Origin of the sequence: Allorhizobium ampelinum S4 (genome assembly GCF_000016285.1) — a bacterium.
GTDB classification, from domain to species: Bacteria; Pseudomonadota; Alphaproteobacteria; order Rhizobiales; family Rhizobiaceae; genus Allorhizobium; species Allorhizobium ampelinum.
In genome coordinates, this window is sequence record NC_011989.1 from 172,433 (window position 1) to 195,073 (window position 22,641).

Genomic DNA, 22,641 nt, shown 5'->3' on the forward strand with positions numbered 1-22,641 from the left:
ACAAGCATTTCATCAGTGGGAAGAGGAACAGCCACATTGCCAACCCTCCGTTGACAATTCAATGAACGCAATTTTACCCACCAATGATAGTAGATTTACTTACTACAACCAAAAAACCGTTCGACCATAATAAGGTCAACGCCGATGTACAACCCAAAAGCACCAATGTGTTTCAGGCCAATGATGGAGCATCAAGCCGAATGTGTAATTCTACGGGGCCTGGTTGATCTTGACTTTGAATGGGTGAACTGGACGCTCGGATTATTGCTTTTGCCGAATCCCCGTTGGCAGAATGGATAATCGTTAACAAGCGCTCTGATGGAGAAAGCGTCAATTTCAGAAAATTCGATTCGCTGAATATTCATAGCGAGACTGTCTCACGATACAGATCGCAAAATAGACAAACATATACATAAAGGAGATTTGGTGGAGCTAAGCGGGATCGAACCGCTGACCTCTTGCATGCCATGCAAGCGCTCTCCCAGCTGAGCTATAGCCCCATAAGGGTCCGGCATTTGCCGGGTCCGGGAACCGTGTGAAGCAGTGCTTCGTTCGGTGTGGCGGCTTCATACGTGCTGCTTTTGCACATGACAAGCCAAAAAATGCGCCCCCGGATGTTTTTTTATCATCCGGGCGCGCAGAGCTGTTGAATCAGACTTCGTCGTCGTCGCCGGTCACGCCGATAATGCCGGACATGTCGTCGTCTTCGTCGTCTTCATCGGCTTCCAGGAAGGTGTCGTCATCGTCATCGCCGATTTCGACATCGTCATCGCCAATGTCAGGAATGTCGTCGCCACCGGCTGCATCGTCCGCGTCTTCCAGCGAAACCAACTCGACATCGGTGTTCTCGGTATCGACTTCCGCGACCTCTTCCTCTTCAGCCTTTTCCATGATGGCGGCTACCGAGGTCTCTTCGAAGTAAGAGAGAGGCCAGGATTTCTTCGTATAGGGGGATACGACCGGATCATTGTTCAGATCGTAGAATTTCTTGCCGGTGTCGGGGCAAGTGCGTTTGGTTCCAAGTTCTGCATTCGCCACTGTCAAAGCCTCATGAAATCGTTGGAAAAGAGGGCATGCGCCGAGGACCCGGGCCCGAAGGCCGGTCCAACTATCGTCGGTCCCTTAATCGTTGTGCCGGCTTCTGTCAAAGGCAAACTGGCTGTTCGATCCGCAGCTTTGCCGCTTTCGCCCCGGTAAAGACTGGTCAGAGGGAGGAATGTCGAGCGATGGAGCGGGGATGACCTTGAGCATCTGGTGTGCTACGGGGCCGTGCAACACGAGGTATGCAGACAGGAAGAGGATGGCCGTTTGACTGAGGTGACGGAAAACACGTTTGTAATCGCCATCGATGGTCCTGCGGCTGCGGGCAAGGGAACGCTGTCACGCCGGATCGCCGACAGTTACGGCTTTCATCATCTGGACACGGGCCTGACCTACCGCGCCACAGCCAAGGCGCTTTTGGAAAAAAGCCTGCCGCTCGATAATGAGGCTGTGGCCGAGCAGGTGGCGCTGGGGCTCGATCTTTCCGGTCTGGACCGGGAGGTTCTGGCCAAGCACGATATCGGTGAGGCGGCGTCGAAAATCGCCGTCATGCCCGCGGTGCGTCGCGCTCTGGTCGAGGCGCAGCGACGGTTTTCGCTGAAAGCCCCCGGTGCGGTCCTGGACGGGCGCGATATCGGCACGGTTGTCTGCCCGGATGCGGCGGTTAAGCTCTATGTCACGGCCTCTCCGGAGGTGCGCGCCCGGCGTCGCTTTGACGAGATTGTCGCCCATGGTGGCGTGGCTGATTATCCCGCAGTTTTTGAGGATGTGAAGCGGCGCGACGACCGCGACATGGGCCGCGCCGACAGTCCGTTGAAACCTGCTGAAGACGCGCACTTGCTAGATACGTCCGAAATGAGTATAGAGGCGGCGTTTCAGGCCGCGCGTTCCTTGATCGATGCGGCATTGAAAAACAATTAGCATGCATTCAGCAGACAGGACCGACCACCGGTTTTGTCTGGACCAGCCGAAACCAGCGTCCTTGCGCCGGGTTGTCCTTGTTATAAGGGCGGACGCGGGATCGGCCGTTATCAACACCAACCCACCGGCGCACTGCGCATTCCCAAGGGGATGCGATTAGGAGATTTCATGTCTGTTTCTACCCCGACACGGGACGATTTCGCGGCCCTGCTGGAAGAATCCTTCGCAAAGACCGATCTGGCCGAAGGCTATGTTGCCAAGGGCATCGTTACGGCCATCGAGAAGGACGTCGCGATCGTTGACGTTGGCCTCAAGGTCGAAGGCCGCGTTCCGCTGAAGGAATTTGGCGCCCGCGCCAAGGACGGCCAGCTGAAAGTTGGCGACGAAGTTGAAGTTTACGTCGAGCGCATTGAAAACGCGCTGGGCGAAGCTGTTCTGTCGCGCGAAAAGGCCCGTCGCGAAGAAAGCTGGATCAAGCTCGAAGCCAAGTTCGAAGCTGGCGAGCGCGTCGAAGGCGTTATCTTCAACCAGGTCAAGGGTGGCTTCACCGTCGATCTGGATGGTGCCGTTGCCTTCTTGCCGCGCTCTCAGGTGGATATCCGCCCGATCCGCGACGTGACCCCGCTGATGCACAACCCGCAGCCCTTCGAAATCCTCAAGATGGACAAGCGTCGCGGCAACATCGTGGTTTCGCGCCGTACGGTTCTGGAAGAGTCCCGCGCCGAGCAGCGTTCTGAAATCGTTCAGAACCTCGAAGAAGGCCAGGTTGTTGAAGGCGTCGTCAAGAACATCACCGATTACGGTGCGTTCGTTGACCTCGGCGGCATCGACGGCCTGCTGCATGTCACCGACATGGCATGGCGTCGCGTGAACCATCCTTCGGAAATCCTGTCCATCGGCCAGTCGGTCAAGGTTCAGATCATCCGTATCAACCAGGAAACCCACCGTATCTCGCTCGGCATGAAGCAGCTCGAGTCGGATCCTTGGGATGGCATTGCTGCCAAGTACCCGGTTGGCAAGAAGATCTCCGGTACTGTGACCAACATCACCGACTACGGTGCATTCGTTGAGCTGGAGCCGGGCATTGAAGGCCTGATCCACATTTCCGAAATGTCCTGGACCAAGAAGAACGTACACCCCGGCAAGATCCTGTCCACAAGCCAGGAAGTTGACGTGGTTGTTCTCGAAGTCGATCCGTCCAAGCGTCGTATCTCGCTTGGCCTGAAGCAGACCCTCGAAAACCCATGGCAGGCATTTGCCTACAGCCATCCGGCTGGCGCTGAAGTCGAAGGCGAAGTCAAGAACAAGACCGAATTCGGCCTGTTCATCGGCCTCGAAGGCGACGTTGACGGCATGGTTCACCTGTCGGATCTCGACTGGAACCGTCCAGGCGAGCAGGTCATCGAAGAATACAACAAGGGCGACGTCGTTCGCGCCGTTGTTCTCGATGTGGATGTCGAAAAGGAGCGTATCTCGCTCGGCATCAAGCAGCTCGGCAAGGACGCGGTTGGTGATGCCGCCGCTTCCGGCGATCTGCGCAAGAATGCTGTTGTTTCCTGCGAAGTGATCGCGGTCAATGACGGTGGCGTCGAAGTCAAGCTCGTCAACCATGAAGACATCGTGTCCTTCATCCGCCGCGCCGACCTCGCTCGTGACCGTGATGACCAGCGCCCTGAGCGTTTCTCCGTTGGCCAGGTTTTTGACGCTCGCGTCACCAACTTCTCCAAGAAGGATCGCAAGGTCATGCTGTCGATCAAGGCGCTGGAAATCGCTGAAGAGAAGGAAGCAGTTGCTCAGTTCGGTTCGTCCGATAGTGGCGCTTCGCTCGGCGACATCCTGGGCGCAGCCCTGAAGAACCGCAGCAACGACTAATCGTCGCGGTTTAGAAGATTAAAAACCCGCCGGGCAGCGATGTCCGGCGGGTTTTTCTTTGGCTTGATGGTTGCGGGCGTGATGATTGCTGAAAACGGCTCTTGCCGCCCATCGAGCAATGCTCTAAATTTAGAATTATTCTAAATTGGAGAGCGGCCATCATGTTTCGCACCTTATTCGCCTCTGCGAAGCGGCGTCTGGATAGTCTGAACGAACAGGAAGTTCTTGCGCTGGCGATTTCGTCTGAGGAAGACGATGCGCGGATCTATCTGGCCTATGCGGAGCGGTTGAAAGAGCAATATCCCCAATCCGCCAAGGTTTTCCAGGATATGGCGGAGGTGGAGCACGCTCACCGGAACATGCTGATCGACATGCACCGCCAGCGGTTTGGCGAGCACATTCCTCTGATCCGCCGGGAGCATGTCCAGGGGTTCATGACACGCAAGCCCGATTGGCTTCAGGCCCAGCTTTCCGTCGATCAGGTGCGCGAAGAGGCGGAAGCCATGGAGCGTTCTGCGTATAATTTTTATGTCGAGGCCCAGAAACATGTCTCGGACGCCCGCACAAGAGCGCTTCTCGGCGATCTGGCGATGGCGGAGCAGGGTCACGAGGATGTGGCCCATATGCTGGGCGAAAAGCATCGGCCGGAGGACGTCCAGAAGCTGGAACAGGAAACTGCCAAGCGGCAGTTCGTTCTCACTTATGTGCAGCCGGGCCTCGCCGGATTGATGGATGGTTCGGTTTCGACGCTCGCGCCGATCTTTGCGGCAGCCTTTGCTACCGGCGATACCTGGCAAACCTTTTTGGTCGGCCTCTCGGCCTCGGTGGGGGCGGGTATTTCCATGGGCTTCACAGAAGCCTCTCATGACGATGGCAAGATTTCCGGCCGAGGTTCACCGATCAAGCGCGGCCTGGCCTGCGGCATCATGACAGCGTTGGGTGGCCTTGGCCATGCGCTGCCTTATCTCATTCCGCATTTCTGGACGGCGACAGCGACGGCGGGTGTGGTGGTGTTCATCGAATTATGGGCCATCGCCTTCATCCAGAATAAATATATGGAAACGCCGTTCTGGCGTGCGGCCATGCAGGTGGTGCTAGGCGGTTCGTTGGTTCTGGCCGCCGGTATCCTGATCGGCAATGGTTGAAATAGTCCATGAAAAAGGCCTGGAGCGTTTCCACATCCAGGCCTTTTGCCGATTGTCTGTTACCCTATTTCAACGCCGCGACCGGAACATCCTTGCCGCTTTCAATCGTGACCCAACGACCGGTATCGAAGCTCGCCTGCCGTTTCAGATAGGTATAGGAGGTTTGGCTCCAGAGTTTGACGTCATCAACTAGATTGTCGAGAATATAATCGCCTGCGGATGTGCGCAGCGTCAGTACCGCATGGCCTTCGCCATCGGCTTTGCGCACGACGGTAATCAAAAGATCCGCTTCAGAAAATCCGGCCTGGAGAAGGCGCTTGCGCTTCAAGAGAACGAAATCTTCGCAATCGCCGGCGTCAACGGGGTATTCCCACCATTCTTCGCGGCCATAGACGTCCATATCGGTCATCGGGGTGATGGATTTGTTCACATCCATGTTGACGGCGTGAACAATATCCCAACCGTGTTCCGTAACCTGGCGGGCAGGGGCGGGCTTGCTGCGCACTTGGCATTCGGCCTTGTAGCGCAGGCAAAATTCGTAATGGCCAATGGGCTGCGAGGTGATGCCACCGGTAACCATCGAGGCTGGAACAGCCGATGTCATATCCGCAGCCGCATTGCCCGCGAAAAACAGCGGAAGTGCCAGAAATGCTGCCAGAGCTGAAAGCCTGAAGGTCATGAGACGTCCCTTGAATTCTTAACAAAGAGTTAAGATTACCAAGGGCAGAGAGTCAATCGTTCCAAGGTCGAGGGGCGGCTCAATTGGCCAATATGGTTAAAATCCGTTAATGAGTGTGAAGTTTTTGTCGCATTTTGCCGAATGGCTCAAGAGGCTTGGGTTTGGCCTCAGCCTTCATGGCCGTGGTTCGATCATGGCGCGAATGGCGTTGCGCATCCGGTCGATGTCCTGCGGACGCGACAGGCGATGATCGCCGTCACGCACCAATGTCAACACAACATCGTCGGCGGGCAGGTGTTCAACCAGTTTCAGCGCATGCTGGTAGGGGACATCAGGATCGGCCATGCCTTGCAGGATATGGACGGGGCAGCCGGTGTCGATCATGCCGGCCATGACCCGATTAGCGCGCCCGTCTTCCATGAGCGCACGCGTGAAGATATTCGGCTCCGGGCTATACTCAGAGACCTCCTCGAAATAGCCATTCTCGGCCAGCTCTGCCCGCTCCCGGTCGCCAAGCAGTGGCTCGATCAAGTCCGACGTGAAGTCGGGCGCTGGTGCGATCAACACCATTCCGGACACCTGGGTCGGATTGTCGTGGCGGGCTTTCAGTTCCTGGATCAGTCGCAATGCAATCCACCCACCCATGGAGGAGCCGACCAAAATGGCCTTTTCCGGTTTGAAGTGATCGAGAACGGCAAGAGCCTCTTCCAGCCAGCGGGAAATAGTGCCGTCGCGAAAGGCCCCACCAGAGGCGCCATGCCCGGAATAATCGAAGCGGATTGCTCCAACTCCAAGAGACGCGGCCAGATCGTCCATTTCCAGTGCCTTGGTGCCCGTCATGTCGGACCGGTAGCCGCCAAGCCAGATGCAGGTGGGCCGTTCGTCTTGCGCTGGCGCCCGTACCAGCGCGGCTATGCTGCGCGCATCGCTTCCCTGTCCCACGGTGATGGCATGGGTTTCTATTGGGCGTCCGACATTGGTCATGATTGTCTCCTGCTTTGGCCTATAAGGTATAAAACAGATTCTTCTCTTCACGACAGCAGGTGATTTTTTTAAAAAACTATGCTATCAACCTCTGAACAGTGGTCCGAGAGCGTGCCCAGCCTTGCAAGGCGGGGCAATCGGGCCTATCTGACGTTCCAAAATCGCCTATATGACTATCCGAAATTATTGAGGAGAATACGACCATTCGCAGACCGTTCAAAGCCGATGCCCCCGTTAAGGACGGGCCGCGCTCCAACCGGGAGATCCGGGTTCCAAAGGTCCAGTTGATTGACGCAGAAGGCCAGAATCTCGGCGCCGTGCCGACGGACCAGGCGCTCCGCATGGCGGAAGAAGCCGGTCTCGATCTGGTCGAAATTTCGCCGAATGCTGAACCGCCCGTTTGCAAGATCCTGGACCTTGGCAAGCTGAAATACGCCAACCAGAAGAAGGCGGCAGAAGCGCGCAAGAAACAGAAAATCGTTGAAGTCAAAGAAATCAAGATGCGCCCGAACATCGACACCCATGACTATGAGGTGAAGATGAAGTCGATGTCGCGGTTCTTTGAAGACGGCGATAAGGTCAAGGTCACCCTGAAGTTCCGTGGCCGCGAAATGGCCCACCAGGAACTGGGCATGAAATTGCTCATGCAGGTGAAGGAAGACACAGTCGAAGTTGCCAAGGTTGAAGCTGAACCCAAGCTCGAAGGTCGTCAGATGATGATGGTGCTGGCCCCTAAATAAGCCAGCGGCGTGTCAGTCGGACCCGCGAGCATCTGCCAGTTTAAAGCGACATGCGTTTTATCGAGCGCAGGTCGCTTTTTTACGTAAAGTATCTTGTCGCCTTCGAAGGCGTAAACCTGACAAAATCCTGACAAGGCCGTCAGCGCGGTGTCAGTGGTCTTTTGGCATTGTCATTTTCAGCAGACGGGATTTACCCCACGTCCCCACAACGTTCCCGGTCTGTTATGTCATCCTATGCCCCTGGGTGACGATCAGGCTCTTAGCCTATTGGAAACTCCGCCGTCTCTAAATGGAACGGCGGAGTTCCTTATTCGGGAGTGTGCAGATTTATGCACTTTTGTGGTCTATCCAAATAAATCATGTCATTTATATTTACGATCAAGGCCCATTGAGAAGTAAAATATAATTTCAGTTGAAATTTTTTGAATTTTGCATCAGAAAAGTTTTGAAAATTCAAAAAATACTGGTGATACATTTGTTTCATTTGTTATTTAACTTTACAGCTATTGGCGGTCTCTATATTCAAATAGCCCTATACGAATCAACCTGAGAATGCCGTCGGATCGCCTTGCGCATCACACGTCGCGTTGACTGGATAATTTATCTGAGGTCCAATGGGATTTTATGACTGAATACAGGCAGTCGAGCGCCGATTAAAGTTTGTCAGCCAGTGTCGCCCTCTGCCTATACCGGAATGGACATGAGAAGCAGCTCAACGGAAGATGGAAAAAAGGAGGTCGCCAGAGCAATCCGGCACCAACTTTTGTGTCTGAGATGGTTTGCGAAAGGCGGGCAAGACGGTTGCCGCGTCTACGGTCGGTGTGTGGCGGCAATCCTGTTTCTTGTATCCCTGTTCTTTACCAGTCTCGTCATGGCCTCTGACAATCGCAGTGGGCCTCCAAGCGGAGGGCCTCCAGGCGGTGGCCCTCCAGGTGGCCCTCCTGGTGGATGGCGAGGCGGCGATCCGCCGAGTGGTGGCCCTCCTAGTTTTTCAGGCTCTCTTGGACCTTTTGGCAGCAGGCCCGGCGGGGGAGGTCCAGGTGGAACTCCGAACGGCTCGTTTACAGATGACGATCCGAGCGTTGTTCGGCCACAGGTGCTGGACGGCGTCAAAAGTGGCCGCTATCGTTCGTTACGAGAGGTGCTTGGCAATCTCAAACTGCCTGAAGGTTCGCGGTTGATCGACGTGGATTTACGCTATCTCTCCAACGGTGATTTTTACTTGCTGACCATAAAGGACATGTCCGGGCGGTTTCGCACCTTGAAAGTGGATGCGCGGACCGGGAAACTGGCACGATAAATCTGACAGCGACTGCCTACACTGTATCGTGCCGAAAAGTGGAAACCGGTTTTTGGACAAGACTATACAAACAAAATCCTATAGCGCCATGCACGATATAATCTTGCGCGGATTGTAACTTCTTTCACGGCGGTCTTTTGGAGAGCATTGAATCTTGCGTATTTTACTGGCTGAAGACGATGCCAATATCGGGCGCCATGTGGCGGAGACGCTGAGAGGCGAGGGCTACGAGGTGACCTTGGTCAACAAGGGGCCGGATGTCTGGGAGGCTGGAGAGGATACCGGCCTCGGCGCCATCATTCTCGACCTCGGTCTGCCCGGGCTGGATGGGCTTTCGATTTTAAGGCGATGGCGCAAGGATAGGATCCAGACACCCGTTCTGGTTCTGACGGCGCGAGGGTCCTGGATGGAAAGGGTCGATGGTTTCGATGCCGGGGCGGATGACTATCTTCCGAAACCGTTCCGCACAGAGGAGTTGTTGGCCCGGCTTCGCGCATTGTTGCGGCGCGCTGGAAAAACCAGCCATACCCTGTTTTCAGCCGGGCGTTTTCAGGTGGATGAGGCCGGTCGGACCGTCACCTTCAATGGTGCCCTGTTGGAGGTCAGCCCGCTGGAGTTTCGATTGATCCAGATTCTCGTCCAAAACAAGGGCCGGGTGTTTTCAGCGTATGAGATCGCCACCCAGATCCAGGGCCGCGATGACGATGCTTCGAAAAATGCAGTCGAAGCCATGGTGGCGCGGATCCGCAAGAAAACGGATGCCAGTGCTATCGAAACACGGCGCGGCTTTGGTTACGTCGTGCCAGACGAAAATTCATGCTGAGATCACTGCGCTTCAGGCTCGCGATCGGCTCCTTCCTGGCAATCGGGCTGGCGCTGATGGTCCTTTGGTTCTCGGTCGGTTACTTGTTCATCAACTATGTAGGTCAGCAATTCAAAACCGAGATGAATGTCACTATCAATATCATTGCCTCCCGCCTCAAGGTGGAAAATGGCAAGATTGATATCGTCTCGCCACCCGCAGATCCGCGCTTTTCCACGGTCAGCGGCGGACGTTACTGGCAAGTATGGACGCCTGATGGCCGCAGCCTGCGGTCGCGGTCGCTCTGGGATGTGGAACTGCCCCGAACTGGGTTGCATCAGGAAGGTCCATTCGATTTCAGTCGCGCGCAGGGACCCGATGGTGAGGATATTTTGCTGCTCCGCAGCGAAATCAAAATCTCGGATGAAGGCATAGACTATCCGGTTATCATCTATGCCGGATTTCCTTTGGCCAACCTGATGGAGCCGCTCGATCAGCATCGGGAGCGCTCGCGTTCCGTCATGCTGATCACTGCCCTGGTTTTGCTGGGTGCGGCGCTGCTCCAGGCCCGGGTGGTATTGCAGCCACTGACACGTGTGCGAAACCAGGTGTCGATGGTCCGGGCCGGTCAGTTGCGGGTGATGGATGACGGCGTGCCGCTTGAAGTGATGCCGCTTGTCGAGGAGATCAATCTCTTGCTCACCGAACGGCAATACACGATCGAGAAGGCGCGTAGCAGGGCCAGCGACCTGGCGCATGGATTGAAAACACCGCTGACGGTGTTGGCGCAAATGGTGCAGCATCTGCCTTCCGCCGAGCGAGAAGCGGCTTTCGAGCAAATCAACCTGGTGCGCCAGCGAGCCGACCGGCAATTGCAGGCCGCCCGCCTTGGTGTCGAGCAGATGCAGGTGACCGACATGGAGAGCCTGATAGGCAAACTGGTCAAGGTTCTTGACCCGATTGCCCGGGCGCGAGAGCTTGCCTGGGATGTCGAGGTGGAGCAAGGCTTGGCGATTGAGGCCGACGCTGCCGATCTTGCCGAAGCGATCGGCAATATTCTCGACAATGCAACGAAATGGGCCTCCTCGGTCATTCACGTCCGCGCGTTTGGGGATCGGGACATGGCGATGATCGTCATTGGTGATGATGGGCCGGGTGTGCGCCCGCAAGATCGGCAGCAGGTGCTGCGCCGGGGCGAATTTCTGGACGCAGACCAAGGCGGCTCCGGTCTGGGGCTCGCGATCTGCGCTGATATTATGACCGCTTACGGCGGCAATCTCAGCCTGGATCAAGCCGATATTGGCGGCTTGCTTGTCACGCTGCAATTTCCCCGCCACGGTGGCCGTCAGATTCCAGCTCACCCGATCTAACGGTGGGACACTTGGCCTGGATAATTGGCTTATGCCGTCGATTTTCTGGTGTCGGCAGGCCGCAGAAGCGATTTTTGCCTCGCACACTTGAATCCCGTTGCACTTTACCGGGCCTGCGGTTATAAGCGCCCGTCCGAACGGTCCGGCAGGGCATGCCGTGGCCGTTCTTTATGCTTGAAAACAGGCCTCGTCTGCCTGTTTCGATACAAGAACAATGGAGTAGCAAAATGCCCAAGATGAAGACGAAGTCCTCCGCCAAGAAGCGGTTCAAGATCACTGCCTCCGGCAAGGTCCTGGCTGCTGCCGCTGGCAAGCGTCACGGCATGATCAAGCGGTCCAATAAGTTCATCCGCAATGCACGCGGAACGATGGTACTTGCCGAAGCAGACGGCAAGAAAGTCATCAAGAACTACCTGCCTAACGGTCTCTGAGACCCTTTCGCTTTTTGGATCATTTAAGGAGATCATGACATGTCACGCGTAAAACGCGGCGTTGCCGCTCATGCCAAGCACAAAAAGGTTCTGAAGGCCGCCAAGGGCTTTTACGGCCGCCGCAAGAACACCATCCGCGCTGCAAAGGCTGCGGTGGATCGTTCCAAGCAGTTCGCCTACCGCGACCGCAAGGTCAACAAGCGCAACTTCCGCGCTCTGTGGATTCAGCGTATCAACGCAGCTGTGCGCGAATCCGGCCTGACCTATGGCCGCTTCATCGATGGCCTCAACAAGGCTGGCATTGAAGTTGACCGTAAGGTTCTGTCCGACATGGCCATCCATGAGCCGGCAGCTTTCGGCGCGCTGGTTGAAGCCTCCAAGAAGGCTCTGTCCTACCTCAAGGACACTGGCACCAAGAACGAGTTTGAGACCGCGGTTAAGTAACCAGCGCGTCCCAAACTGAAATTTGGTTATTGGGAAACCCGCGCTGGGCAAACTGGCGCGGGTTTTTTCATGGTTTAACGCATTTCCGGACGCAAAACCTCTATACACTTTTGCTGGAAATGCTCTGGTGCTGGCGGCCGAACATAGGCAGGAAAGACGACAATGTCCGATCTCGAGAGTTTGAAAACATCCCTTTTAGCCGATATCGCCGCTGCCAGCGACGAGGTGGGTATTGAAGCTGTGCGTCTTGCCGCCATGGGCAAGAAAGGCTCGGTTTCCGAGCTTTTGAAAACGCTGGGCTCCATGACGCCGGAAGAGCGCCAGACCCGTGGCGCCGCCATCAACGCGCTGAAGAATGAGATCACCGAACAGCTGACCGCCAAGAAGACCGAGCTGAAGGATGCCGCCATCAATGCGCGCCTGAAAGCCGAAACGCTGGATGTGTCGCTGCCCGTGCGCTCTTCGCCTGCCGAGCGTGGCCGTATTCATCCGATCAGTCAGATTGTCGATGAAATCACCGCCATCTTCGCCGACATGGGCTTTTCCATTGCCGAAGGCCCGGATATCGAGACCGACTATTACAATTTCACGGCGCTGAACTTCCCTGAAGGGCATCCGGCCCGCGAAATGCATGACACGTTCTTCCTGCAACCCGACGCCAATGGCGAGCGCAAAGTGCTGCGCACCCATACATCGCCGGTGCAGGTGCGCACCATGGAAGCGCAAAAGCCGCCGATCCGCATCGTCATCCCGGGCAAGACCTACCGGCAGGATTCCGACGCCACCCATTCGCCCATGTTCCATCAGGTCGAAGGTCTGGTGATCGACAAGACCGCCAATGTTGGCCATCTGCGCTGGATTCTGGAAGAATTCTGCAAGACCTTCTTTGAAGTCGATAGCGTCACCATGCGCTTTCGCCCATCCTTCTTCCCGTTCACGGAACCATCGTTCGAAGTGGATATCCAGTGCGACCGCTCCAGCGGCCCGATCGTCAAATTCGGCGAAGGCAAGGACTGGATGGAAATCCTCGGCTGCGGCATGGTCCACCCCAACGTGCTGCGCGCAGGCGGCCTCGACCCCGATGAATACCAGGGCTTTGCCTGGGGCATGGGCCTCGACCGCATCGCCATGCTAAAATACGGCATGCCGGACCTGCGCGACTTCTTCAATGCCGACGTCCGCTGGATGAGCCACTACGGTTTTCGTCCATTGGACGTGCCGACATTGTTTGGTGGCTTGAGCGTTTGATGGAGCAAGCCGTCCTCACCGCATCGCTAACGTTAACAAGTGCTGTGATTGGCGGGGCTGTTGTCGCTTGGCTTACACATTTATTGTCTTCCAGAAGAGAGAAGTACAATAAAAGACGTGAGCTGATCGTGAAGTACCTGCTTGAAACGTATGATGCTATTGCTACACCGTCCTTTGTGAGTCCGCAGGACGAAATGCAGGCGATTGAGCGTGCTGTTGATAGAGTTCAGGTTTTCGGTGATCCAGAGCTTTTAAGATTAACGAAGAAATACAGTGATGATCTTAAGGTAGATGGAAGTTCAAATACTACTGAATTGATGAAGTACGTGAGATCTCAAATTCGGCGTGAGCTAGGGCTAACGCCAACTTCTGAAGATTTTACGATCTTGAGATTCCACGAGTTGAGAGAAAAGCAATGAAATTCACACTCTCCTGGTTGAAAGACCATCTGGACACCGATGCCACGCTGGATCAGGTCTGCGAGCGCCTTACCGCCATTGGCCTTGAAGTTGAGGATGTTGATGACAAGGCGGCCTATAAGCCGTTTGTGATTGCCAAGATCCTCGCTGCGGAAAAGCATCCATCTGCCGATCGTCTGAAAGTTCTCTCGGTTGATGCTGGTGATGGCAAGCCCGTGCAAGTGGTCTGCGGCGCGCCGAATGCGCGGGCGGGCTTGATTGGCGCGTTTGGCCGTCCGGGCATGTATGTGCCGGGGCTGGATGTGACGCTGGCGGTTGGCAATATTCGCGGCGTGGAAAGCCACGGCATGATGTGTTCTGAAAAAGAACTCAACATGTCTGACAATCACGATGGCATTATCGATCTGCCTGAAGATGCGCCTGTCGGTACCTCTTTCGCCGCCTATGCAGGCATTGATGATCCGATGATCGAGATCAATCTGACGCCAAACCGGCCCGATTGCACCAGCATTTTCGGCATTGCCCGTGATTTGGCCGCCTCTGGCCTTGGCACGTTGAAGCAGCCAAAAGCTCCAAGCTTTGCGGTGGAAGGTGAGACCTCGGTTGAGGTCAAGCTGGAGCTGGATGATGCCAAGCTGTGCCCCGGCTTTGCCTATCGCCTCGTGCACGGCGTTAAAAATGGCCCAAGCCCGGTCTGGATGCAAAAGCGGCTGATTGCCATTGGCCTTCGCCCGATCTCGGCGCTGGTGGATGTGACCAATTACATGACCTTTGATCAAGGTCGGCCCATGCATGTGTTTGATGCCGATAAGGTCAAGGGTGTGCTGACCGTGCGCCGTGCCAAGGATGGCGAGGAAATTCTGGCCCTCGACACCCGCACCTATAAGCTGACACCCAACACCGTGGTGATTGCCGATGACAATGGCTTAGAATCCATTGGCGGCATCATGGGCGGCGAGCATTCCGGCTGCGATGAAAACACCAGTAATGTGTTGATTGAATCGGCCCTGTGGGACCCAATCAACATTGCCAAATCGGGCCGCTCGCTGGGCATCATCACCGATGCCCGCTATCGGTTTGAGCGCGGTGTTGACCCAGAATATATGGTGCCCGGCCTTGAGCGCACCACGGAACTGGTGCTGGAAATGTGCGGCGGAAAGGCTGCAAGCGCCAAGGTGGTTGGCTATCAGGGCCACACCAAGAAAGTGGTTGATTTCCCATTTTCCGAAGTCAAGCGCCTCACTGGCCTCAATGTTTCCACCGACGAATCCCGCACCATCCTCACCGGTCTTGGCTTTGAAGTGTCGGGCGAGGGCGAAACCGTCAAGGTGGCTGTGCCATCATGGCGGCCAGATGTGGACGGCAAGGCCGATCTGGTAGAAGAGGTCATGCGTATGCATGGCGTGGATAAGATTACGCCAGAGCCTCTACCATCGATGGGCGCGGTCAACACCAAAATCCTCACCACCTTGCAGATCCGCACCCGCACAGCTAAGCGGGCGCTGGCCAGCCGTGGCATGATGGAAGCCGTGACGTGGTCGTTCATCTCGGCAGAACAGGCCGCTTTGTTTGGTGGCGGCAAGCCGGAGCTGAAACTGGTCAACCCGATTGCTGCTGACATGTCGGACATGCGCCCATCGCTGCTGCCGGGTCTGCTCACCGCTGCCCAGCGCAATGCCGACCGTGGCTTTGGCGATGTGGCGATTTTCGAAGTCTCCGGCACTTATGAAGGCGATACGCCCGAAGGCCAGCGTCGCGTGGCTGGCGGCGTGCGTCGTGGCACGGCATCGCTCTCAGGTGCTGGTCGTATGTGGTCCAACGCCACCAAGGGCGGCGGCAAGCCAGTGGATGTCTATGACGCCAAGGCCGATGCGCTGGCCGTGCTGGAAGCCTGCGGCCTGCCCATGGGCAATGTGCAGATCGAGCAGGGTGGCCCGGAATGGTACCATCCGGGCCGCTCCGGCACCATCAAGATGGGTCCAAAGGTCGTGCTCGGCTACTTTGGCGAGTTCCACCCCAAGACGCTGGCCGCATTGGATGTTTCCGGTACGCTCTGCGGCTTTGAGATCTATCTCGATGCCATGCAGGAGCCGAAGAAGAAGGCCACCCGCACCAAGCCTGCGCTGGATCTCTCGCCCTTGCAGATGGTGAAGCGCGATTTCGCCTTTGTGGTTGAGCGCTCCGTGGAAGCGGGCGCGATCATCAAGGCTGCCACCAGCGCCGACCGCAAGCTGATCACGGGCGTCAACGTGTTTGACGTGTTTGAAGGGGCAAGCGTTGGCGAAGGCAAGAAATCGGTGGCCATTGAAGTGCTGATCCAACCATCGGACAAGACCCTGACCGATGAGGATTTTGACGCGCTGACCAAGAAGATCGTCGGCAATGTGGAGAAGACCACAGGCGGTGCGCTACGCGCCTGACATCCATCGTCAGGATCAGGTGGCGGGAACTTTGTCCCGCTGTTTTTATCGTGATTGTAAAAACCCCTCGAATATTTCGAGGGGTTTTGCGTTTCTCAGGTTTTCAACACAGTTAGACGCTTAATACCAAGTCTCGAAGATGCTCACGCATCCTCGACTTGAAAAATTGAAAATATCTCAAATGCGCCAGAGGCTTGAGATATTTTCAAATGGAATACGAAGTGTCATTTTCAATGAACCTTCGTATAAATCATCGGAATGGTGAGCGGCAGACCCGCATGCGGCCATCCCCGGCAATATAGCGGTTGGTTTGTGGATCATAGGACCGATAACGGTCCATGCACCAGCGGACATGGCGGTTCGATACCCGCGGCGGTGGCGCTGGACGGTAGTAACCCGGTGGTGGAGGTGCTGGGCGATAGTAGCCGGGTGGCGGCGGCGGTGGGACTGGCCGGTAATAGCCTGGCGGCGGCGGTGGCGGCCTGCCGTAATCGGGCCGGTCATAACAACCATAGACGTCGCAGACATAGCGGATATCGATCACTCGGGATGGGTTGCCGCTGAGCGGGTCCACGGCAAACGGCATGGTCGCCGAGGCGACAGCGGGCAGGCTGCCGACAAGGACGAACGCAACCCCAGCCAAGGCATTGCGGAACAATGGCATTCTACGCCTCCTCACACTAAAACCGGACATGCCGAATTACATAAATCTCGTCGCCCAAGCTTCAAGGCCCAAGCTTCAAGGGTGGGGACAGTTTCAAGGCGAGGCAATTTTTCTGGCGACATGATTCCATCTGTCTTGCGCTTGCATCTATCAAAAACTCAGGCTTTCGAGCGAGATCGCCTTGTATATTAGATGAATCATTTATTGGCGCCAGTTTTTTCTGGGTCGCGGATTGTCCCTATTAAAACCTCTAGATTCAGACGCTTGGGCGAATGTTGAATGATGCTGCAAAATGAACGGGATAGAGGCAATCAGAAAAAAATCGGTCCTGACATGAAAACTTCAAAAACCGTGTTGACAGGCGCGGGCTGGCCTACTAAATCCCTCCTCGTCGCCCAGATGGCGGAATTGGTAGACGCGCCAGCTTCAGGTGCTGGTACTCGAAAGGGTGTGGAGGTTCGAGTCCTCTTCTGGGCACCAATTCCCAAGCCAAATCTTTGATTTGGTTTATGAATACAAAAAAGCCCGGTTCGCCGGGCTTTTTTGTTTTTAAGCGTCTTTTCGGTGTTTGAGTGCTTATTCTCCGACATCTCTCGGATTGATTCCCGGCAGCCATGCGCCGGTACGTGGCGGTTCGCTGCCCGTATAGGTAATTCCCTCATCCGTGGTGCAGCGATAGACGGTTCGCGGCATGCCGGAGCCGAGAAAATGAAAATCGCGGGTGCCGCGCCCTTGCATCAGCACGGTCTCGGTTTGGCAGCGATAACTTGGCTGGAGGTTCTGCCGGTCGATTTCGGCCTGCGTCTTCACGCCGGGCAGGTCCTTGTAACCTTTCAACGGCTGCGACCAGTTATCCAGGGCGGGCTTCTTGTTCTGGTCTGCCATAACCGGCCCCGTCATGGTCAAGCCTGCTGCCACCAGCGCTGCCGTCCATCTTGCTGCTCGGTTCTGCATGTCGATCTCCATTTGCTGACACCGTGCCGAAGGACCGGATATCGAGTCCCCTTTTTAAGCTTGTCGGTTCAGGAAAATCGGTGAGCGGTGTCCCTGACAAACAATCGATGGCCCGTTGCGCGCCTGCCCCAAACTGGGCCTGTCATCTCTGATATAGGAAGGCCGCCGCGAGGGCAAAAGGGCATAAGGCAGGCCTTGCCGATCACGGTTTCGCCAGCGGGTATCGGATTGTGATATCCATCAAACGCTTCGCTATACCAAAATATCTAAAGCATGTCGCGTTTCATTGCCCTCAATGAAACGATAACGTACATGCGACAAAATAAGAGCTAAAGCGTGTCGCAGTGAATCCTATTCACTGCGACACGCTTTAGAACCGGTCCGAGACGCGAATACCGGCTGGACCAAGAATAACGGCGACCAGCACCGGCAGGAAAAACAGGATCATCGGCACGGTCAGCTTTGGGGGCAGGGCGGCGGCTTTCTTTTCGGCGGCATTCATCCGCTCGTCGCGGCCCTCCTGCGCCAGAACGCGCAAGGCCTGGCCGATCGGTGTTCCGTAGCGTTCCGCCTGGATCAAAGCCTGGCAGACAGACTTGACGATTTCCAGCTGGGTCCGGTTTCCAAGGTTTTCATAGGCCGTGCGGCGGTCCTGGAGGAAAGACAGTTCCGCTGTGGTCAGCACCATTTCCTCGGCCAGTGCCGGAGATTGAGACGCCATTTCATCGGCGACGCGCCGCATCGCCGCTTCCATCGACATGCCGGATTCGACGCAGATCAACATCAGGTCCAGTGCATCCGGCCAGGCCCGACGGATCGAATGCTGCCGTTTGGTAATGCGGTTGGAAATATAGATATTGGGCAGATAAAAGCCGACATAACCCGCCACGACCGCCGCCAGGAAACGCACGGCAAACGGCCTGGACTGCATGTTGTGCAAGGCGAAGATCCAGGTGGTTGCCAGGGCCAGAAACAGGAAGGGCAGCAGGAAACGGGCCGTCAGAAACATGTTCAGGGCATTTTGGGAGCGCAAACCAGCGGTTTTCAGCCGGTCCATGGTCTTGTCGTCCACCAGCGCCTTGCGCAGGTTGAAACGCTCGACGATCTTGCGCGCCGAACTGTTATCGGTATTGCGCAGGCTGCCGCGCCCGCCCTCGCTGTTCATCCTGGCCCGCTCGCGGGCGCGGATCAGCTCGCGCTCGGAGGATACGGCCTTCATCCGCTTGTTGAGGTCGCTCCGCTCCAGCAGCGGTGAAATCAGGGTGTAAAGGGTGGCAAAAACCGCAATGGCCACCAATACGGCGATCAGCAGGGTCGGGTTGGTCAGTGTGGCGGCAAGATCGGCAGACATTGGCACGTCCTCAAATGTCAAAATTGATCATGTTACGCATGACGAAAATGCCGATAGACATCCAGAACGCCGAGAACCCCAGAATCATATGGCCGCGCGGGTCGGTAAACAGCACCATGATATAGGCTGGAGAGGAAATGTAGACGAGAAAGGCGACGATGAAGGGTAACGCGCCGATGATGACCGCTGATGCCTTGGCCTCCATCGACAAGGCGCTGACCTTGGCCTTCATCTTGCGCCGCTCACGCAGCACTTTCGATAGGTTGGATAGGGCTTCGGAGAGATTGCCGCCCGCCTGGGACTGAATGGCGATGACGATGGCAAAGAAGCTGACCTCCTGCAAAGGCATGGAGTTGAACATACGCCCGCAGGCTTCCGGCACCGTTATGCCCAGTTGTTGCGCATCGACCACGCGGCGAAACTCGGTCTTGACCGGCTCCTGCGCATCGACGGCAATCATCCTCAAGGCATCATTGAGCGGCAGGCCGGATTTGATCGACCGCACCATCACGTCCAGCGCATTGGGAAATTCGGTCAGGAATTTTTCCTGACGCCGGCGGATCAGGAAACTGACGATCCAGCGCGGCAGGCCGGCACCAGCCGTGAAGGCGATACCCAAGGACACAAACAGAGACATGCCGAGGACAAAGCACAGGCAGAAAAACACCAGACCAAGGGTGGTGCTGGCAATGCTGAACTGGATGAGGCTGACATCAAGGCCGGTCTGGCCGAGCCGCTGTTTCAGCGACTGGCTGGAGATTTTCTTGTTTTTCTCATTCTGCTTGCGCTCAATTTCCTTCAGCGTGTCCTGCACGGACTTGCGTCGCTTGGAAAGCTCCTGAACCCGGTCGCGCGCCACCTGTTTCTTGGCGGTATCGGCTTCCGCATTTTTCACCCGGGCGAGGCGTGTGGCGGTTTTCTTGTCGGCCTGCACCCGTGAAAACAACAGGACATAGGCCAGCGATCCCGCCGCGAGGGCTGCAAGAAGCACGATGGCGAGCACATTGATGGTCATGGCTTATACTACACCGGTTTTCTGTTCCATGGCGTCGAGCGCCGCCGCCAGGCGCCGTTCCTCGTTGTAATAGCGGGCGCGTTCCCAGAAATGCGGCTTGCCGATGCCGGTGGAGATATGACGACCGATGATCTTGCCGGTCAGGTCCTCGCCATCCATTTCGAAGCGCATCAGGTCCTGGGTGATGATCACATCGCCTTCCATCCCCACGACTTCGGTAATGTGGGTGATGCGGCGTGTGCCGTCGCGCAGGCGAGCTGCCTGTATAATAATGTCGATCGAGCCCGAAATAATCTCGCGGACAGTCTTTGCCGGAAGCGAATAGCCGCCCATGGCAATCATCGATTCCATGCGGCTCAGGCATTCGCGCGGCGTATTGGCGTGGATGGTGCCCATCGAGCCGTCATGGCCGGTATTCATCGCCTGCAACAGGTCGAAGACTTCCGATCCGCGCACTTCGCCGACGATGATCCGTTCCGGGCGCATACGCAGGCAGTTCTTGACAAGATCACGCATGGTGATTTCGCCTTCGCCCTCGATATTCGGCGGGCGGGTTTCAAGACGCACGACATGCGGCTGCTGCAATTGCAATTCTGCCGTATCTTCGCAGGTAATCACCCGTTCGTCGGCGTCGATATAGCGTGTCAGACAATTGAGCAGGGTGGTTTTGCCTGAGCCAGTGCCGCCGGAAATCACCACATTACAGCGCACTCGCCCGATGATTTGCAGGACTTGCGCGCCTTCCGGCGTAATGGCGCCAAACTTGACCAATTGGTCGAGATTGAGCTTGTCCTTCTTGAATTTACGGATCGTCAGCGCCGGACCATCGATGGACAGCGGCGGAGCGATCACATTGACGCGCGATCCGTCCGGCAGGCGGGCGTCGCAGATCGGGCTGCTCTCATCGACGCGGCGGCCAACCTGGCTGACGATGCGCTGGCATATTGAGAGAAGCTGGGAATTGTCGCGAAACCGGATTTCGGATTCGATGGTTTTGCCGCCGACTTCGATAAAGGTCTGGCCGGCACCGTTGACCATGATGTCGGAAATATCGTCGCGGGCCAGCAAGGGTTCCAAGGGGCCGTAGCCCAGCACGTCATTGCAGATGTCGTCGAGCAGTTCTTCCTGCTCGGAAATCGACATGGCGAAATTCTTGATGGAAATGATATCGTTGACGATATCGCGGATTTCCTCGCGCGCGCTTTCCGCGTCCAGCTTGGCAAGCTGCGACAGGTCGATCGTGTCGATCAGCGCCGAAAAAACCTGGCTCTTGGTATCGTAATAATCCTCGGTCCGGTTCTGGCGACGACGCTGAGCCGGATCGGCGGGAGCGGCTGGCCTGGGTGGCTCGGCGCGGCCCGGTTCGATCCGTCCGGATGAAGAAACGGACGCCGGCATGCCGGGCGATGACAGTGCCGAGACCGGCACCGCTGTGCCGGAACCGGACTTTACAGACCCTTCATTTCCACGTTTACCGAACATTGTGTCGATCCAGTCGGGCGCCTATGCAAAGACGCCCTCGGTTGCATGTTTACTTGCGCGCCAACATGGCGAATATCGTGCTGAGACCCGCTTTTTTCGGCTTCTTGATACTGACCCGTCCGGTGATGAGATGGGCGAGCTGCGAGAACGTCTCCGCCGTCGGACTTTTCGCATCGATCTCGGCGATCATCCGGCCGGAATTGGCGGCATTGCCAAACAGCTGAATATCGAAAGGAATGATCGCGGCTGGCTGCATGTCCAGCGGTTCGAAGAAATCGCTGGGCGAAATTTCCGGCCGTTTCGGCATGCCAGCCTGATTGAGGATCAGATGCGGTGCCTTGTCGTTTGGTCGCAACCGCTTCAGCGCATCGAGCAGGTTCTTGACGTTGCGCAAATTGGCAAGATCCGGCACGCAGGTCAGGACGATCTCGTCCACTTCCGACAGCAGCGCCAGCGTCCATTCGTTCCAGCTATGCGGCAGGTCCAGCACCGCAACCGGGGCGCTGCGTTGCAGGGTTTCCAACAGCGGCAGGAAGGCGCCGCGCTCAAAATCATAGGCACGGTCCAGCAGGGATGGGGCGGCCAGCAGGGACAGGTTCTGTGAACAGGAGGTCAGCAGGCGATCAAGAAACACTTCGTCCAGGCGCTCTGGAGCAAAGACCGCTTCGGCTACGCCCTGGGCCGGGTCCTGGTCGAAATCGATATTGGCCGTGCCATAGGGAAGGTCCAGATCGGCCAGGATGGTTTCGGAGGAAAACAGCGAGGCGATCATGAAGGCCGCATTATGGGCGATGGTGGAGGAACCGACGCCGCCTTTTGCGCCTATGAAGGCGATACTGCGCCCAAGTGGCTCGGCATCGGGGTCGATGAAGATCGATGACAAGGCCCCGATGACGTCGGCCATGCTGACCGGCGCAACGATATAATCGGAGACGCCATTGCGCATCAATTCGCGGTAAAGAGCGATGTCGTTATAGCGTCCGACGACGATGACCCGGGTCGAGGGATCGCAGACATCGGCCAGCGGCGCCAGCTCGGAGAGAAGGTTCTCGGGCTTCGCATCGGTTTCCAGAATGACCAGATTGGGGGTCGGTGCCCCGGCAAACATATTGACCGCCGCTGAAATGCCGCCGCTGGTCACCCGCATGCTGACCTTGGCCATGCGACGGTCGCGGGCGGCCTCTTCCATCACCGCCAGCACACTGTCCGAGATGCAGAACGCATGCACGGAAATGCGTGGCAAGGGCCGCAATTGCTCGAGATTACCGGTTCTCACCGGTTCTGCGGCCAGGCCGTCTTCTTTCGATCCGGCGATATCGTATTTGATCGTATTCATCAGCCTGCCCCCGCGATCCTTGT

20 protein-coding genes and 2 tRNA genes are annotated in these 22,641 nt (G+C 56.6%); 12 read left to right on the forward strand and 10 right to left on the reverse strand.

Features of this window, described 5'->3' with window-relative positions; translation table 11 throughout:
- Positions 1-424: 424 nt before the first annotated feature.
- Positions 425-500, reverse strand: a tRNA-Ala gene (locus AVI_RS00800).
- A 151-nt stretch (positions 501-651) separates the two neighbouring features.
- Entirely contained in the window at positions 652-1,038 is a 387-nt protein-coding gene (locus AVI_RS00805) for a TIGR02300 family protein (RefSeq protein ID WP_012654645.1), read from the reverse strand.
- Between the two features lie 279 nt (positions 1,039-1,317).
- On the opposite strand from AVI_RS00805, the gene cmk reads away from it, so the two are divergent.
- From cmk to mbfA, 3 genes are all read left to right on the forward strand, one after another.
- Positions 1,318-1,962: a (d)CMP kinase gene (gene cmk, locus AVI_RS00810; RefSeq protein ID WP_041697339.1), complete on the forward strand. Its 645-nt coding sequence runs from the start codon at positions 1,318-1,320 to the stop codon at positions 1,960-1,962.
- 168 nt (positions 1,963-2,130) lie between these two features.
- Complete coding sequence (rpsA, locus tag AVI_RS00815; RefSeq protein WP_041696077.1) at positions 2,131-3,834, forward strand: 30S ribosomal protein S1; 1,704 nt, start codon at positions 2,131-2,133, stop codon at positions 3,832-3,834.
- A 161-nt stretch (positions 3,835-3,995) separates the two neighbouring features.
- Positions 3,996-4,979 (forward strand): iron exporter MbfA, encoded by a 984-nt coding sequence (gene mbfA, locus AVI_RS00820; RefSeq protein WP_012654648.1) that lies wholly within the window; start codon positions 3,996-3,998, stop codon positions 4,977-4,979.
- Between the two features lie 64 nt (positions 4,980-5,043).
- Here the strand turns inward: mbfA and AVI_RS00825 are convergent, their stop codons facing one another.
- Positions 5,044-5,658, reverse strand: a complete 615-nt coding sequence (locus AVI_RS00825; RefSeq protein ID WP_041696079.1) for a transglutaminase-like cysteine peptidase — start codon at positions 5,656-5,658, stop codon at positions 5,044-5,046.
- Between the two features lie 174 nt (positions 5,659-5,832).
- Entirely contained in the window at positions 5,833-6,642 is an 810-nt protein-coding gene (locus AVI_RS00830) for an alpha/beta hydrolase (RefSeq protein ID WP_012654650.1), read from the reverse strand.
- 203 nt (positions 6,643-6,845) lie between these two features.
- On the opposite strand from AVI_RS00830, the gene infC reads away from it, so the two are divergent.
- The 8 genes from infC (at position 6,846) to pheT (ending at position 15,816) form a co-directional block, all read left to right on the forward strand.
- Positions 6,846-7,382, forward strand: coding sequence for a translation initiation factor IF-3 (gene infC / locus AVI_RS00835; protein ID WP_041696081.1), 537 nt, complete (start codon positions 6,846-6,848; stop codon positions 7,380-7,382).
- Between the two features lie 1,454 nt (positions 7,383-8,836).
- Positions 8,837-9,505, forward strand: a complete 669-nt coding sequence (locus tag AVI_RS00845; RefSeq protein ID WP_012654652.1) for a response regulator transcription factor — start codon at positions 8,837-8,839, stop codon at positions 9,503-9,505.
- The gene (locus AVI_RS00850) at positions 9,499-10,854 is read left to right on the forward strand and encodes a sensor histidine kinase (RefSeq protein ID WP_012654653.1); all 1,356 of its coding nucleotides are present in this window, start codon (positions 9,499-9,501) and stop codon (positions 10,852-10,854) included. The genes AVI_RS00845 and AVI_RS00850 overlap by 7 nt, the downstream gene beginning before the upstream one ends.
- Positions 10,855-11,081: 227 nt before the next feature.
- Positions 11,082-11,285 carry a 50S ribosomal protein L35 gene (gene rpmI, locus AVI_RS00855; RefSeq protein WP_012654654.1) on the forward strand — a complete coding sequence of 68 codons (204 nt, stop codon included), beginning with the start codon at positions 11,082-11,084 and terminating at the stop codon, positions 11,283-11,285.
- A 39-nt stretch (positions 11,286-11,324) separates the two neighbouring features.
- Positions 11,325-11,729, forward strand: a complete 405-nt coding sequence (rplT, locus tag AVI_RS00860; RefSeq protein WP_012654655.1) for a 50S ribosomal protein L20 — start codon at positions 11,325-11,327, stop codon at positions 11,727-11,729.
- Positions 11,730-11,891: 162 nt separating this feature from the next.
- Positions 11,892-12,977 (forward strand): phenylalanine--tRNA ligase subunit alpha, encoded by a 1,086-nt coding sequence (gene pheS, locus AVI_RS00865; protein WP_012654656.1) that lies wholly within the window; start codon positions 11,892-11,894, stop codon positions 12,975-12,977.
- Positions 12,977-13,396, forward strand: a complete 420-nt coding sequence (locus AVI_RS00870; RefSeq protein WP_041696084.1) for a hypothetical protein — start codon at positions 12,977-12,979, stop codon at positions 13,394-13,396. Before pheS ends, AVI_RS00870 begins: the two co-directional genes overlap by 1 nt.
- Positions 13,393-15,816: a phenylalanine--tRNA ligase subunit beta gene (gene pheT / locus AVI_RS00875; protein ID WP_012654657.1), complete on the forward strand. Its 2,424-nt coding sequence runs from the start codon at positions 13,393-13,395 to the stop codon at positions 15,814-15,816. Before AVI_RS00870 ends, pheT begins: the two co-directional genes overlap by 4 nt.
- A gap of 250 nt (positions 15,817-16,066) precedes the next feature.
- On the opposite strand, the gene AVI_RS00880 is transcribed toward pheT, so the two are convergent.
- A complete protein-coding gene (locus tag AVI_RS00880) occupies positions 16,067-16,480 on the reverse strand; it encodes a BA14K family protein (RefSeq protein WP_041696086.1) in 414 nt (137 codons plus the stop codon).
- A 393-nt stretch (positions 16,481-16,873) separates the two neighbouring features.
- On the opposite strand from AVI_RS00880, the gene AVI_RS00885 reads away from it, so the two are divergent.
- Positions 16,874-16,960: transfer RNA gene (locus AVI_RS00885), tRNA-Leu, on the forward strand.
- A 96-nt stretch (positions 16,961-17,056) separates the two neighbouring features.
- On the opposite strand, the gene AVI_RS00890 is transcribed toward AVI_RS00885, so the two are convergent.
- The 5 genes from AVI_RS00890 to AVI_RS00910 form a co-directional block, all read right to left on the reverse strand.
- Positions 17,057-17,434, reverse strand: a complete 378-nt coding sequence (locus AVI_RS00890) for a hypothetical protein (RefSeq protein WP_012654659.1) — start codon at positions 17,432-17,434, stop codon at positions 17,057-17,059.
- 370 nt (positions 17,435-17,804) lie between these two features.
- A complete protein-coding gene (locus tag AVI_RS00895; RefSeq protein ID WP_012654660.1) occupies positions 17,805-18,785 on the reverse strand; it encodes a type II secretion system F family protein in 981 nt (326 codons plus the stop codon).
- Between the two features lie 10 nt (positions 18,786-18,795).
- Positions 18,796-19,800, reverse strand: coding sequence for a type II secretion system F family protein (locus AVI_RS00900; RefSeq protein WP_012654661.1), 1,005 nt, complete (start codon positions 19,798-19,800; stop codon positions 18,796-18,798).
- A gap of 3 nt (positions 19,801-19,803) precedes the next feature.
- Positions 19,804-21,282, reverse strand: coding sequence for a TadA family conjugal transfer-associated ATPase (locus AVI_RS00905; RefSeq protein ID WP_012654662.1), 1,479 nt, complete (start codon positions 21,280-21,282; stop codon positions 19,804-19,806).
- 49 nt (positions 21,283-21,331) lie between these two features.
- Entirely contained in the window at positions 21,332-22,618 is a 1,287-nt protein-coding gene (locus tag AVI_RS00910; RefSeq protein ID WP_012654663.1) for a CpaE/TadZ family protein, read from the reverse strand.
- Positions 22,619-22,641 lie beyond the last annotated feature (23 nt).